The 12,534-nt window shown below is 34.8% G+C and carries 15 protein-coding genes and 1 pseudogene; 2 read left to right on the top strand and 14 right to left on the bottom strand.

What is annotated here, in order from left to right; translation table 11 throughout:
* Positions 1-76: 76 nt before the first annotated feature.
* Complete coding sequence (locus STRDD10_RS02855; protein WP_067192936.1) at positions 77-973, top strand: tyrosine-type recombinase/integrase; 897 nt, start codon at positions 77-79, stop codon at positions 971-973.
* A 345-nt stretch (positions 974-1,318) separates the two neighbouring features.
* Here the strand turns inward: STRDD10_RS02855 and pezT are convergent, their stop codons facing one another.
* The 4 genes from pezT to STRDD10_RS02875 all read right to left on the bottom strand — a co-directional run bounded on the left by pezT (position 1,319) and on the right by STRDD10_RS02875 (position 3,565).
* The gene (gene pezT / locus STRDD10_RS02860) at positions 1,319-2,089 is read right to left on the bottom strand and encodes a type II toxin-antitoxin system toxin PezT (RefSeq protein WP_067192940.1); all 771 of its coding nucleotides are present in this window, start codon (positions 2,087-2,089) and stop codon (positions 1,319-1,321) included.
* Entirely contained in the window at positions 2,089-2,565 is a 477-nt protein-coding gene (gene pezA / locus STRDD10_RS02865; protein WP_067192942.1) for a type II toxin-antitoxin system antitoxin PezA, read from the bottom strand. Before pezA ends, pezT begins: the two co-directional genes overlap by 1 nt.
* Positions 2,566-2,717: 152 nt before the next feature.
* The gene (locus tag STRDD10_RS02870; protein WP_067192944.1) at positions 2,718-2,942 is read right to left on the bottom strand and encodes a hypothetical protein; all 225 of its coding nucleotides are present in this window, start codon (positions 2,940-2,942) and stop codon (positions 2,718-2,720) included.
* On the bottom strand, positions 2,933-3,565 hold the full coding sequence (locus STRDD10_RS02875) for a DUF3990 domain-containing protein (protein WP_067192946.1): 633 nt from the start codon (positions 3,563-3,565) through the stop codon (positions 2,933-2,935). Before STRDD10_RS02875 ends, STRDD10_RS02870 begins: the two co-directional genes overlap by 10 nt.
* A gap of 180 nt (positions 3,566-3,745) precedes the next feature.
* On the opposite strand from STRDD10_RS02875, the gene STRDD10_RS02880 reads away from it, so the two are divergent.
* Complete coding sequence (locus tag STRDD10_RS02880; protein WP_067192948.1) at positions 3,746-4,921, top strand: IS256 family transposase; 1,176 nt, start codon at positions 3,746-3,748, stop codon at positions 4,919-4,921.
* 48 nt (positions 4,922-4,969) lie between these two features.
* Here the strand turns inward: STRDD10_RS02880 and STRDD10_RS02885 are convergent.
* The 10 genes and pseudogenes from STRDD10_RS02885 to STRDD10_RS02925 all read right to left on the bottom strand — a co-directional run.
* Positions 4,970-5,377: pseudogene (locus STRDD10_RS02885) on the bottom strand (peptidylprolyl isomerase); the annotation flags it as partial.
* Positions 5,378-5,475: 98 nt separating this feature from the next.
* On the bottom strand, positions 5,476-6,054 hold the full coding sequence (locus tag STRDD10_RS02890) for a hypothetical protein (RefSeq protein WP_067192949.1): 579 nt from the start codon (positions 6,052-6,054) through the stop codon (positions 5,476-5,478).
* On the bottom strand, positions 6,047-6,787 hold the full coding sequence (locus STRDD10_RS02895) for an ABC transporter (RefSeq protein ID WP_067192951.1): 741 nt from the start codon (positions 6,785-6,787) through the stop codon (positions 6,047-6,049). Before STRDD10_RS02895 ends, STRDD10_RS02890 begins: the two co-directional genes overlap by 8 nt.
* On the bottom strand, positions 6,784-7,677 hold the full coding sequence (locus STRDD10_RS02900) for an ABC transporter ATP-binding protein (protein WP_067192953.1): 894 nt from the start codon (positions 7,675-7,677) through the stop codon (positions 6,784-6,786). The genes STRDD10_RS02895 and STRDD10_RS02900 overlap by 4 nt, the downstream gene beginning before the upstream one ends.
* Positions 7,670-9,199: an ATP-binding cassette domain-containing protein gene (locus tag STRDD10_RS02905; RefSeq protein WP_067192955.1), complete on the bottom strand. Its 1,530-nt coding sequence runs from the start codon at positions 9,197-9,199 to the stop codon at positions 7,670-7,672. Before STRDD10_RS02905 ends, STRDD10_RS02900 begins: the two co-directional genes overlap by 8 nt.
* Positions 9,183-10,208 (bottom strand): radical SAM/SPASM domain-containing protein, encoded by a 1,026-nt coding sequence (locus STRDD10_RS02910; protein WP_067192957.1) that lies wholly within the window; start codon positions 10,206-10,208, stop codon positions 9,183-9,185. Before STRDD10_RS02910 ends, STRDD10_RS02905 begins: the two co-directional genes overlap by 17 nt.
* Before the next feature lie 100 nt (positions 10,209-10,308).
* Entirely contained in the window at positions 10,309-10,434 is a 126-nt protein-coding gene (locus tag STRDD10_RS11735) for an SSH motif RaS-RiPP peptide (RefSeq protein WP_269450111.1), read from the bottom strand.
* Between the two features lie 89 nt (positions 10,435-10,523).
* Positions 10,524-11,573, bottom strand: coding sequence for a radical SAM/SPASM domain-containing protein (locus STRDD10_RS02915; RefSeq protein WP_082782024.1), 1,050 nt, complete (start codon positions 11,571-11,573; stop codon positions 10,524-10,526).
* Entirely contained in the window at positions 11,563-11,904 is a 342-nt protein-coding gene (locus STRDD10_RS02920) for a PqqD family protein (RefSeq protein ID WP_067192959.1), read from the bottom strand. The genes STRDD10_RS02915 and STRDD10_RS02920 overlap by 11 nt, the downstream gene beginning before the upstream one ends.
* Before the next feature lie 96 nt (positions 11,905-12,000).
* Positions 12,001-12,534: Rgg family transcriptional regulator (locus STRDD10_RS02925; RefSeq protein WP_443031078.1), on the bottom strand; the 534-nt coding region annotated here is incomplete at its 5' end.

Consider the following 12,534-nt stretch of genomic DNA (forward strand, 5'->3'; position numbering starts at 1 on the left):
GATAACAATTTATTATCACTATACAAAGCACTCAAATAGGTTTATAATAGCATGATTATTGATAAAGGAGATTTTTATGGATTATAAACTTATTTCTACTTACTTAGATTATTGCAAAACTCATAAGCGTTTGAGTTCACACACGATTCGAGCTTATAAGAATGATCTTATGCAATTTTATAACTCAAACTATGATAATGTCGAATCCTATGTCGAAGAGTTGACACAATCTAACATAAAAACGAATACATTAAGAAGAAAAATTGCTTGTATGAAGGTGTTTTATAACTATCTAAAATACCAGAACATAATTGAAGAGAATCCCTTCAATCAATTACGCTTTCAATTTAGAACTGAAAAAATATTACCTAAAACGATTCCGTATGATATTTTGAAAAATATTTTTTTATATTTAGAGCAGAGAGTAGTTCTATCTAAAACTGACTATCAAAAACAAAAAGCTGAAAGAAATCTACTAATTATTTCCCTTTTACTTTCGACAGGGATCAGAATTTCTGAACTTTGCCACATTCATCTCAAAGATATTAATCTTTCCAACAAGACACTCCATATTATAGGAAAGGGTAAGAAAGAACGTATCCTATTTTTAGGAGATCAAAAAACATTCAATTTATTAGAAACATATATAAATAAAACAAGAATTGAATCAAATGATTTCTTATTTCCAGGGAAACATTCACTTAAACCATTGTCAGAGCAAAGTGTACGTTTAGTTATTAAGAGAATCGTTGAACAAAATAACTTTTCTAGAACTATTACACCGCATATGTTTAGACATAGCTTTGCGACAATGCTTCTAGATAGTGATGTAGATATTCGATATATTCAACAAATTCTTGGACATAGTTCTATTTCAATCACACAAATCTATACTCACGTATCTCATTCAAAACAAAAAGAAATACTTAGTTCTTTTAATCCCGTATCAGTAATTCATTCTGAAATCGAGTAAGAGACATTTCCGGAGGTTACAGTTTACTTCATCTTAAATTAATGTTTGTAGTTCGACTTTAGTTAATAGATTTTATGCTCAACAAAAGCAAAAAACATATAAAACTTCATTTTGAATCAGCATTTATACTATATTCCGTATTAAGAACTCCATAATTGTTTTTCTAAAATATAACTTTCAAATATCCTTAAATATAGATGAGGAAAAACTCAATCTCAGAAGAAAATGGAGTAAATCATCCTACAAGAAAACGCATAGTATCAAGTTTCAACACCTAATACTATGCGTTTTTCTGATTTTAAAGACTTTTTTATCCTAAATAGACTATATTTTAAAATCCGAGTTCTAATAATCATTTCGATTCGTTAAATCTTTCAATCTTTCTTTTCCTGATTTAAGCATCTCTTTCTCCACTTGATTCCATTCTCCAAATAGTAAGTCATGAAGAACGCTTGCTGCTGAAGTTGTATTTTCTTTTGAATCATATACACAACTTCTATCTCGTTGGTAAATTTGAATTCTTTCAAAGATAGCTAGTTCTTCCAATTGCCGTGTATTTTCAACTAGATGATTTACAATGAAATCATGATGTTCTTTTGACGTTGCGCGTGCTTGATTTGGATTAATAGCGTACAGTTCTTCGTATCGGATAAGAGTGCTCAGATAGGACAATTCGGGCTTTGTAGCAATTAAATCTAATTGTACTTCATATCCCTTATTTTTCAAGAGTTGTGCTGTTTTCTTTGGAACATCAATCGTTCGTAAAGTTCCCTCAATCAAAAGATTGTATCCCAAATGACTCAATTCGGTCACTAAAGACTCTACCATTTTTCCTGCAAAATCTTTGGTGTATTCAACACTATCTTTGCCATATTCTTGCTGCAGTTCTAAATAGTGTGGATGCTGAGAACGAAAACTATCGCCATCTATGATAACAATATTTCCTTGAAATTCTTTCTGTTTAATACGATGAATTGTAGTCTTACCAGCACCACTTTGCCCTCCAAGCAAAATCGCTATAGGTTGTTTACTGGACTTTTTTCCTCTTGTCAGAGAACGAAGATTCCGTGCTAAAGCATGTTTGAATTCGCTATCGGTATAATCTTGGATTTCCATTAGGCTACCATCCGTTTTTCAGATATCTCTAACATACGTTCAATTCCATCCAAATAGCCGCTATATCTTTCTATTTCATCAAAAGTTTCTACTAGATAGATATTCGTATGAATCAAATCAGATAGATCATCACTCATTAAAATCCAAGGATTAGATTCATCATCAATGCTAATTCCCTGACTATCTTGATAATGATAGAGTCGAGCTAATAGATTAGCACCTCTTTCTTTCACAATTTCAATTTTTAAAGTTAATTCATAATCTTCAACAGGATTGAGCATTTTATCTTCTCCTACAATATCGACATAAGATACATTAAACTTCTGGCAAATGATATCTATTAGTTCCGTAGAGACTGAACTCGTTCCATTTTCATACCGACTCAAGCTATTTCGAGAAATTCCTATAATTCGGGCAAATTCTGGTTGTGTCAAATCATGTGTCTTTCGTAAGGATTTTATATTCTTTCCAATCATGGCAAACTCCTTTATTTTTATAATTCCATTATAGCATAAAAAAGCAGAACGCACCAATTTTGGTGCGTTGATTCTTGTTTTTCTAGCCTAAACTTTACTTCTAAAAAAGCCACCTTAAAGAATAATTCCTTTTTCGGTGGCTTTTCAAAATACTATATAAAATACTCTTGTTTAATTTTTGTAAGCAGATTGTTAGCAACCGAAGTTACACCAACATGCATCAGTTCAGGATCAGAATAATCTAGATTACGAGCATAGCCTTCTGCAACAGTCTGAGCAATACGCTCATCCAATTTATAATTAGAGGCTTTTAATAGTGCTTGAAATAATTCTGAACTATATAGTTTAATATTATTTTCCAATGATACTACTGCCATTTTTGTAACTCCTCTCCTGTTTTTGATTGATAAACCTTCTCTATTTTCATTATATCACAAAAAGATTGGTTGTGAATGGATAATTGTTTAAAAGAATAGGGTTTTCTAAACTCAGCAAGCATTTCTTCTTTTGTAATTTCATTCTGACGAAAACGAGCTAAAGCTTGGGTTGGATTGTCATCAGTCTGAACACCATAGATAAAATCAAAATGGTGTTGTAATTCATCTGGATTTTCCCGATTTTGAACTACAAATTCCGCAAAATCTAAATCTGACTCTGACTTTTTATGTTTTGCAAAATAGTGACAATGATAGTCAGGGTTCTTAAAAATCTCAACAAAATTTGAAATACTGAATTCTACTATAATTCCTACTTCTTCTTTTGAGTCAAAAATATTATCGTTAGAGGTACTTCGATTTAATACTTCAACTTGTTTATTGATAAATTTTCTAGCTTGTTCAAAGTCAGGCGTAATATAGAAACCAGGTCCAAAATTTAGCTCACTCCCTAAGTTAAATTGAACATCGATTCCTTTTTTTAAGGATTCTAAATGTCGGAACAATGTCGCATGAAACCACTGCGTCTGACCTAGTTGCTTTTCCTGCTTGGTAGTCAACTCCAAAATATTTACTTCCTTCTCTAGTCTATACTAAAAGTATAACACAAAACTTATTATAGTTTTGCAGGAAGTTTATTATAAGAGACCATGGCAATGGACACTGTAAAATATTTTGTGTAAACACAAAAAGGAATAAATCCTGTATAGTAGAGTTGCAACACATTACTAGAAAGAATTATTCCTATGACTCAGTTTACCACAGAATTACTTAACTTCCTAACCCAAAAATCAGATATTGATGAGTTTTTTCGTTCTTCTCTCGAAACTGCTATGAATGACCTTCTACAAGCTGAACTATCTGCCTTTCTAGGCTATGAACCCTATGCAAAAACTGGTTATCATACTGGTAATAGCCGTAACGATACTTATTATCGTCATTTTGAAACCAAGTATGGCAAGGTCGACTTAATGATTCCTAGAGACCGTAATGGTGAATTCTCGACAGCTTTATTACCTTCCTATGCTAGACGAGATGATCATCTTGAAGCAATGGTTATTAAGCTTTATCAGACAGGTGTCACAACTCGAGAGATTAGCGATATTATTGAAAGAATGTATGGCCATCATTACAGTCCGTCAACTGTTTCTAACATTGCCAAAGTGAGCCAAGAGAATGTCTCTGCCTTTCATAAGCGTCAGCTTAAACCACAAAATTCTGTCCTTTATCTTGATGGAACATTTCTTACTCTACGTCGTGGAACTGTTTCTAAAGAATGTGTTCACATTGCTTTAGGAATCACTTACGATGGCTATAAAGAAGTATTAGGATATGAAATTGCTCCAAATGAAAACCTGACTTCTTGGTCTGATCTATTAGATAAGTTAAAAATGAGAGGTATTGAACAAGTTTCTCTTGTTGTGACAGATGGGTTAAGAGGTATTGAGGATGTGATTTCTCAAGTTTTTCCTATGGCTAAACAGCAACGTTGTCTCGTTCATATTGCCAGAAATCTTGTAAGCAAAGTGAAGAGAGTGGACCGTTCAGTCATACTAGAACAGTTTAAAAAGGTTTATCAATCAAAACACATGGATGAGGCTTTGGAAAATCTAGAAATTTTTATGAATAATTGGTCACCTAAATACAAGAAAATAATGGACAATTTAGCCCAAACAAGGCATTTATTAACCTTCTTTGAATTTCCACTAAGTATTAAAAAAAGCATTTGTTCAACTAATCTCATTGAGTCTTTAAATAAGGAAATAAAGAGACAAACAAAGAAAAGAATCATATTTCCTAACAAAGAAGCCCTTGAGCGTTGCTTGGTTAGTATTTTTGAAAACTACAATTTTAAAAATGAACAACGAATTCATAAAGGTTTTGGACTTTGTTCAGACACCTTAGAAAGCTTGATTTTATAACTTAATAAACTCTACTTGAGTGTTTACACAAAATTATTGACAGAACCTGGCAATGGCTTGATTCGTAATCTGATTGACAAAGATATCCGCTTTTTCAAAATGATAATCCAAAATATAGTCCTTATACACTTGGTTCATTGTATCATTTTGACTTGTCAATTCTTGAGAATAAGCCGATTCAGTCATATAAGGTTGAATTCGTGTATTATTTTCCCCTAGTTTTTCTTTCGTATAGTACTGTGTCAAAAATTCTTTTACAGTATCTGATGACAAAATACTTGCTTTATCTTCTGCTTGTTTATCCTCTACAAGTTTAGCTGCAGCCAATTCGATTTCTTTGCGACTTTGTTTAGCAGTAGAATGTTGACCAGCAGTATATCCCATCATGAGAATAAAGCTAGTTACTGCGACTGCTCCAACACTAATTAAGGATTTAGTTTTGACTTTATTTAACATCTTAGACCTTCTTTCTATAAAAACTAGGTCAAGAATAGCAGATAAATCTTGAAAAAAGTATCACAATAGAAAAAGGACTCTGCATTAAAAAAGAATCCTTAATTTCTTATAAGCCAATCAAATAATTTCTTCAAATTCCCAAAACTCACCACTGGAAATACAAGCCCTGAGTAGAATAAGAGCACGGTGTTTAGAAAATCTACCAAGACTGAAATCCGTTGAAAGCGGATAGTCAGTCGAATCATGACAAGATAATAGCCGAGGAAAATCAGGAAAGCAATCAATACCACGAGCAGTCCTTGGAAACCGATGACCTTCAAAGAAAAGTGGGGTAGTAAATCCTGATGAATCAACAGTAGGGCAATCCAGAAAATCAAAGACAACCAAACAAAGTAAACCACTGCTCTTTGCAGGTAAGTTCTATACACTGATTGCAGAGCATACCGGGTGACAAAAGATTGCCCCGACCGAATCTCGTACTCCAACTCCTCATTTCCCAAGTAAACCACATGGGTCAAGATGAAGTAGTAATAAAAATAAGACAGCTGAAAGTCTGGATTGCCCCTCAAAAGGCTATAAAAACCAAGAATGAAAATGATGTGGTAGAGGGTATCAAACAGGGTATCCGCCCAGCGTCTCCTGCGAAAGAGATAAAATCGCTTCACTTCATTATACATAAAACAAACTTCCCTTCTTTTTGCCATAGGTTAAACAAGTTTGAAAGCACAAGTAGCCCAAGAGCCAGTAAAACAAACCGTAGCCCAGTGATAATAAAATAAGGAACCAACTTGGCTGACGGATAAAACTCACCAAAAGATGGAAAGGCAAACAACGAGATAAAGTAACCATCAAATGACTCGATGGCTCCTGAAAACCAACCAAAAAAAGAATCCCGTAAGCAAGGAGGCTAGTAATACTGGAAATTTTTGTAAAGACAAAGGAAAAACTGGCAAAGAGAAAGCCCAGACCATAAAGGGAGGTAATGACCACAAAGGACAGAAGAAAGGGAACAACTGTATCAATCCAGTCAGTAGGAAAGGTAATCTGCTGAACCAAGGCAACCAAGCAAAACAAAGGAATGGTCTTGACCAAGTCCAACAAAATCTGCACGATAATTTTGATAAAAAGCATGCCAAAGATGCTCCGCCGACTCTGAATCACGTTGATAATGGTGCGGTCTACAATCTCATCCTCGATAAAATAGGTCGGATGGGTGATACTATGGCTAGAAAAATACCAAGTAAACAGCAAGATAAATAACTCAAAAGTATCTTGCTGGCTATCAAAATAGTTCAGAAAACCCGTGACCAGAAAGAAAATTCCCAGATTAGCAAAGAGAAGATTGACTTTGAACTGTTTGTATTCGCTGAGTTGGCGGCTAAACTCCCGCCCAATCGCTGCTAGCATCATTTGAGTACCTCATAAAGCAATTCTTCCAAAGAGGCATGTTCTCGGCTAAACTGCAAGACTTCCGTTTCTTCTAGCAATCGCCGATAAAAGGCTGGATTTCTGGTCTCTATCGAAATCCCATCCTCAAGTACCTTGTAGTCCAACTCAAGAAAGCTTTTTATCAGCACGCTTTCTGCACTCTTAGCCAGAAGCAAGTGATAGACTTCATGCTGGTGGACAGTGCCAAAAATCTCCTCGAAGGTTCCGTCACGATAGATCCGCCCCTCCTGAATCAGCACCACCCGAGTACTTATCTTCTCGATAAAACTAGCGTCATGACTGGTGATGAAAACACTAGCTTGATGGTGACGAGCATAATCCTTCAAAAGAGTCATCAGCTGCTTTTTTGCCAGTAAATCTAACCCATTGGTCGGCTCATCCAAACAGAGTACTTTCGGTTTTTGCACCAAGGCTAAGATTAAGGTCAATTTCTGACGATTTCCCTGGGACAGTTCCGAAACCATCGTGTCTTTGTAGGGTGTAAAAGCCAGCTGGTCACACAAAGCATCCACTTCTGCTTTGATATGAGACAAGGCAATCCCATTTAAGCCTATAAAATACTGGAGATTTTCCATAGCAGTCAAATAACTGTACAAACCCTGCCCGCTCTCCAAGACAAACTTGACCAGCGAATTGATTTTCTTAGAACGATTAGAAACGCCATGCACACGAACCTCTCCCTTATCCTGCAAGAAAATCCCTGCCAGGAGTTTGATGAAAGTGGACTTGCCAGCACCATTGCCACCAACAATGGAGATGATTTCACCTGAATCTGCCTGAAAATCAGGAATGTCTAACACCAACTTCTTGTGAAAACTCTTTTGAACTTGTGAAAATATTATGTTAGTCATGTTTTAGAACTCTTTTCACGACAACCAACTCCCCATCCTTGATTTCCCAAATTTGATCAAAGCGTGATAGCATCTCTTCTTGACGGTGAAGTGTAAGGACGACAGCACTTGACAAGCTAAGTACCTTGTCTAATTCCTTTTGAAATTGGCTGGCATCCAAAGCAGAAAAAGGCTCATCCATGATAATTAGCGGACTATGACGATTTTTCTCCCGATTGAGATACATGTGCTGTTGCTGACCACCTGACAGGGACTGGGGTGGTATCTTTTCAAACTTTTCATCCCTAAAATTAGCCTCAAAAGTCTTGAAAATAGTGACATTATTTTCATAAGATGAGATAAAAGTGTGCTCCTGTTGCAAAATCATACCAAATTTGCCCCAGAGTTGATGAACAGGGAGATGATCAAGTAAGATTTCACCTTGAAAATCTCGGTCAGTCCCGTTTAAAATGTTAAGCATACTACTCTTTCCAGAACCATTTTCGCCGATGAGGGCGATCTTGTCCCCCTTACGAATTTCAACGTGGGGAATAGTCAAGCTAGACTCCCCCAGTCGCTTAGTGATATGGTTTAGCATCAGGCTCTCGAAAGACATCTGAGGCGCCTGAACAGCGGACGGACGGCTGACAATTGCTTGAAAACTTTGCACCACAGGTTTGACCGACTCCAGCATTTGCAAGTCGTATAGGATTTCCTGGATTGGCTCCGAAAAAGCAGTGATATAGCCAAAGCTAGCCACAACCTCAGGAATGCCCAACTGCTGAGTGGCAAGGGAGTAAGCGAGATAAGCGAAAAGGACAATGCTTATAAACTCAAAGGAAAGCCCTGTCAGCAGAATACCCATGATTTTGGTCAAACCGTAACCCAAATACTTATCCTGCAAGGTATTGAGAGCATTTCGTTGCTGGTCCTGAAATCCAGACAAGGTGACTTGATTGACCAGATGGTGTCCCTTGAGCAAATCCTCCAAAGTACGATAGTAATTTCCCTGCTTTTCTAGATAAACCTGCCGACGTTGGGCGGTTAACTTCCCCACAATCTTGGGAATTTGAATACTGACAGCTGTCGAAACAAGCAAAATCAAAGCTACCAAAGGATTGATGGTGCGACTAATCACCACAGTGTAAATGAGAATCCTCAGAATTTGCTTGATAAAACTCATAAGAGGTGGTAGGTAGTCCTTCTCCAAGGAATCTAGGTCGTTTGATTGATAGGAAATGTACTCTGCCACCGTTTTCTGCTTGAAATCGTGGTGCCTCAACTCCAAAAGCGAATGAAACCAGTCATTTTTAAGATGAGTGGAAAAGAGAATTGCCTGCTTCCAATCCAAACGCATCTGGATATAGTTGCAACCCAGATAGCACAACACCGCCAGGCAGTAGCCATACAAGGCAATTTGATAATGCCCCCTAACCAATTCCTGGGTGAAATAGGGTAGCAAGGCAGTGCAGACATTGGAAATACCACCAAAAACCAGATTAAAGAAAAGATACCAATGCAGCGGTTTAAGATAAATATGCATAGACTATACTCCTTGCTAAAGCTGTTTTTTTGCATATCGTAGAACAATTTCTACTGTCTCCCGATTCTGATAATGCAATACTGGGACATTGCGTACAATAATTAGAAATCGCACATGTACTACAATTCTTACTGTTTTTTAAAGTGTATTTTGCTATCTTATTGAAAGCTGATCTATTCCATATTTCTCTGATAGGGGTCAGATATATATTTCCAATACTCCTACTGTAAAGAGAACATGGTTGTACTGCTCCTAAACATGTTATATATAGTGATAACTGCACAGAACTACACGTTAAAAAATTTTCATTCTTATGAACAAAAGTAACACCATTTATTTCATCTATTTTTTTCTGTATTGGAATTAGTTGTTTTAGAGTCAACGATTTCACTCTAACCTCATTTCCTATTGTACCTCTCCTTGGAACAATTTGGGTATCAACCTTATATTTGAAATTATTTTTCTTACAAAAATCATATACTTTATCAATGGAGTTAATGTTTTGTAAAAATAGAGGTGTTTTTACCTCTACTAGAATATCAAATTTCTTTAATAATTCTAGATTATGAAGACATCTTTCCAATGAACCTTTTTTATTGGTAATCTGATCGTGAATCTCTTTATCCATTGAGAATATTGTACAAGAAATATAATCAATATATAGATCTGACAAAATTGCAATACGTTGCTCATTCAACATTGACACATTTGAATAGATAATTACATTGAAAAACATTTCCCTAGCAATCTTAATATATTTCATAGCAAAATGATGTGCAAACACTTCTCCTCCTGTAAAAACAATTTCAAATGTACCTAACTCTCGTAATTGAACTAAGAGATTTCTAAAAGTATCTAAATCAAATCCTTTCTGATTATATTCTGAAATGTAACAATGTTCACATCTCCAATTACAAAACGAAGTTATTTCAATCGTTACTGAGTATAAATTACGATTTTCTCGGTATAATTTTATAACATCTGTTATATCTTTAATAGTTTCAGTCATGCATATCACAACTCCTAAAAAGGTAAGCAAAGAACGATACAAGTTAAAATTATTTAATCATCCTTTGCATTACCTTTAGCAACATCTAATCAAAAGTTGATTAGTTACTACTTGTGTCAACAACAATATGAGCACTTCCACCACTACATAGTGCTGACTTTGTCATACTGACAACAACTGTTGGTGTTTTAACAACCAATTGTGGTTTTTTGAAAACTTTAGCCATGAACCCTCTCTCCTTTCCCATCATGTAGTACTTATATGCCTCTCTCCAGAGGAATTAAAAATAACACTTCATATCTCTCTAACTAAAAATTAACAATGAAAACTCGTTATACCAATGCCAGAATAATAGTCTTGATTAACATACCTTGCTCTAGCTACTTGACGCTCAGATTTTAAACATCCCCAAAGAGATTTATCCTCAAGTAATGCTATACCACTACATCTATTGCAATACTTATTAAGTGGGCAACTTGGGCACTTCTCCAATTCGCTAAATTTCTTATTTTGAATCTCGTGTAAAGTAGTAGAATTTAACCAAATATCCTTGATGGAAGTGTTTAATATATTTCCAATAGGCATGTTTAAATTATTACATGCTAAAAAATTTCCATTTGATTCAATAGTACAACTGTATCTTGTTGCATTACAGACATACATACTTGAATTATTTTCGAAACATCTAAAATTTCTAATTGTGTCTATTTTTACTATATTCTCATTTAAGAACTGATCACTCACACGAAATATAGACGGGGTGGCATTACCATCAGTTTTATAAAAGATATTCGTTGTAGCTAAATGCTTAAAATTCATATTTTTACAAAACTCTGACACTTCATCAATACAATTTTGGTTGGTAGTAAGAATAATCTGTTTAACTTCCACTGGTATATCGTATTCTTTTAATAAATTCAAATTGGCTACCGTTTTCTTCAGTGAACCTTTAACTGAAGTTATTTGATCATGGATATTTTCATTCATTGAAAACACCGTACATGATACTTGAGAAATATTCAATTCAGCTAACGCCTTAATTATCTCCTCATTCAACAATGAAACATTCGTAAACAATTTAACATCAAAGAACATCTCTCTAGCATCTCTAATAATTTCCAATGTATCTGGTCGTGTAAATATCTCACCACCTGTAAAGAGCAATTCAAACGTCCCCATCTCTCTCAAATCCTGAAACAATTCATAAAGACATTCTCTTGAAATCCCCTTAGTGACATACGAAGGAAGATAACAATGCTTACACCGCCAATTACACCTTGTTGTTAATTCTATAGTAACAGATAGTAATGTTTTGTTTTTTGAAGCTAAAGCGTATATATCATTATCATAGAATTCAGAGTTCATAAATTAGTCCATTCTCTAAGAGTTCTAGTACAAACTCATCTACCAGTGACTTAATTTCAGAAATGTCACAGCCATATATCTCAGAAAGGCTTAGTAAAACCTGATTATAAGTCCTCTGCTTGGAAAAAGAAAGCCAAATATCTTTTGAGGAATCTTCCAGTAAAAACATTTTATTTATCTGTTTATCCAAAATATAAACTACCCCTGTCGTTGGCTCCATTTGCCAGGCCAACTGTTTCGAATAATAATACCTCATTGATAATTCTGAATCTGCTGTACTAATTGCTGTTAGTTCAGTTTCCATCAGTCCATGTTTCTCTAAACTAGCCATGACTATCCCTCCCTTACTTCAAATTGTATTTGTAAGCTTACGAGCATAGTATATCACTTTATAAATCTAATTCTATTTTGTCCCAAATCTGCACTTTTATTTATCATCTGATAAAGGTGCTAATATTTTAATTAAATGCTCCTCATATCTTTCTGCAAGTTTCTCACATTCTGCTGCACGCATAAATCCAATTACTTTTCTCATTTTTAGGATGGATTTTGTTGTCTGTTCTTTTTTAAATTCATAAAAAGAGCGTGCATATGTAAAAATCAACCGTTCATAAATTTCAGATTCATCAAAATAAAAATGCGAAATTTGTTTTTCAAAATATTTTGCATCCGTTAGATAATCTCTTTCAATACAAATGATAAAAGCATTTAGAGCCATACTAGCGATTACTCTTCTATAACTAGGTATGTCATGATAAAACTCAGTTCTATGTAACATCTCTTTAGATAATAATAGAAATGTTTCATGATTGAAAATATACATGATATTTCCAAATAATAAAATTTCAAACATTCCCCAATAATCAACACTAAATAAGTAATCGGTTATTCTGTTTATATCCGTATCGCTGAAATATTCTTCGTTAGAAAGTTCTTGTAATTTTATTTTTAAGATAAATTG

Origin of the sequence: Streptococcus sp. DD10, assembly GCF_001578805.1 — a bacterium.
Lineage (GTDB): Bacteria > Bacillota > Bacilli > Lactobacillales > Streptococcaceae > Streptococcus.

What these genes read in the sequence shown, in the direction of transcription:
- STRDD10_RS02855 (WP_067192936.1), top strand. Translation starts at nt 77, where the DNA reads ATGGATTATAAACTTATTTCTACTTACTTAGATTATTGCAAAACTCAT.
- pezT (WP_067192940.1), bottom strand. Translation starts at nt 2,089, where the DNA reads ATGGAAATCCAAGATTATACCGATAGCGAATTCAAACATGCTTTAGCA.
- pezA (WP_067192942.1), bottom strand. Translation starts at nt 2,565, where the DNA reads ATGATTGGAAAGAATATAAAATCCTTACGAAAGACACATGATTTGACA.
- STRDD10_RS02870 (WP_067192944.1), bottom strand. Translation starts at nt 2,942, where the DNA reads ATGGCAGTAGTATCATTGGAAAATAATATTAAACTATATAGTTCAGAA.
- STRDD10_RS02880 (WP_067192948.1), top strand. Translation starts at nt 3,746, where the DNA reads ATGACTCAGTTTACCACAGAATTACTTAACTTCCTAACCCAAAAATCA.
- STRDD10_RS02890 (WP_067192949.1), bottom strand. Translation starts at nt 6,054, where the DNA reads ATGTATAATGAAGTGAAGCGATTTTATCTCTTTCGCAGGAGACGCTGG.
- STRDD10_RS02895 (WP_067192951.1), bottom strand. Translation starts at nt 6,787, where the DNA reads ATGATGCTAGCAGCGATTGGGCGGGAGTTTAGCCGCCAACTCAGCGAA.
- STRDD10_RS02900 (WP_067192953.1), bottom strand. Translation starts at nt 7,677, where the DNA reads ATGACTAACATAATATTTTCACAAGTTCAAAAGAGTTTTCACAAGAAG.
- STRDD10_RS02905 (WP_067192955.1), bottom strand. Translation starts at nt 9,199, where the DNA reads ATGCATATTTATCTTAAACCGCTGCATTGGTATCTTTTCTTTAATCTG.
- STRDD10_RS02910 (WP_067192957.1), bottom strand. Translation starts at nt 10,208, where the DNA reads ATGACTGAAACTATTAAAGATATAACAGATGTTATAAAATTATACCGA.
- STRDD10_RS11735 (WP_269450111.1), bottom strand. Translation starts at nt 10,434, where the DNA reads ATGGCTAAAGTTTTCAAAAAACCACAATTGGTTGTTAAAACACCAACA.
- STRDD10_RS02915 (WP_082782024.1), bottom strand. Translation starts at nt 11,573, where the DNA reads ATGAACTCTGAATTCTATGATAATGATATATACGCTTTAGCTTCAAAA.
- STRDD10_RS02920 (WP_067192959.1), bottom strand. Translation starts at nt 11,904, where the DNA reads ATGGCTAGTTTAGAGAAACATGGACTGATGGAAACTGAACTAACAGCA.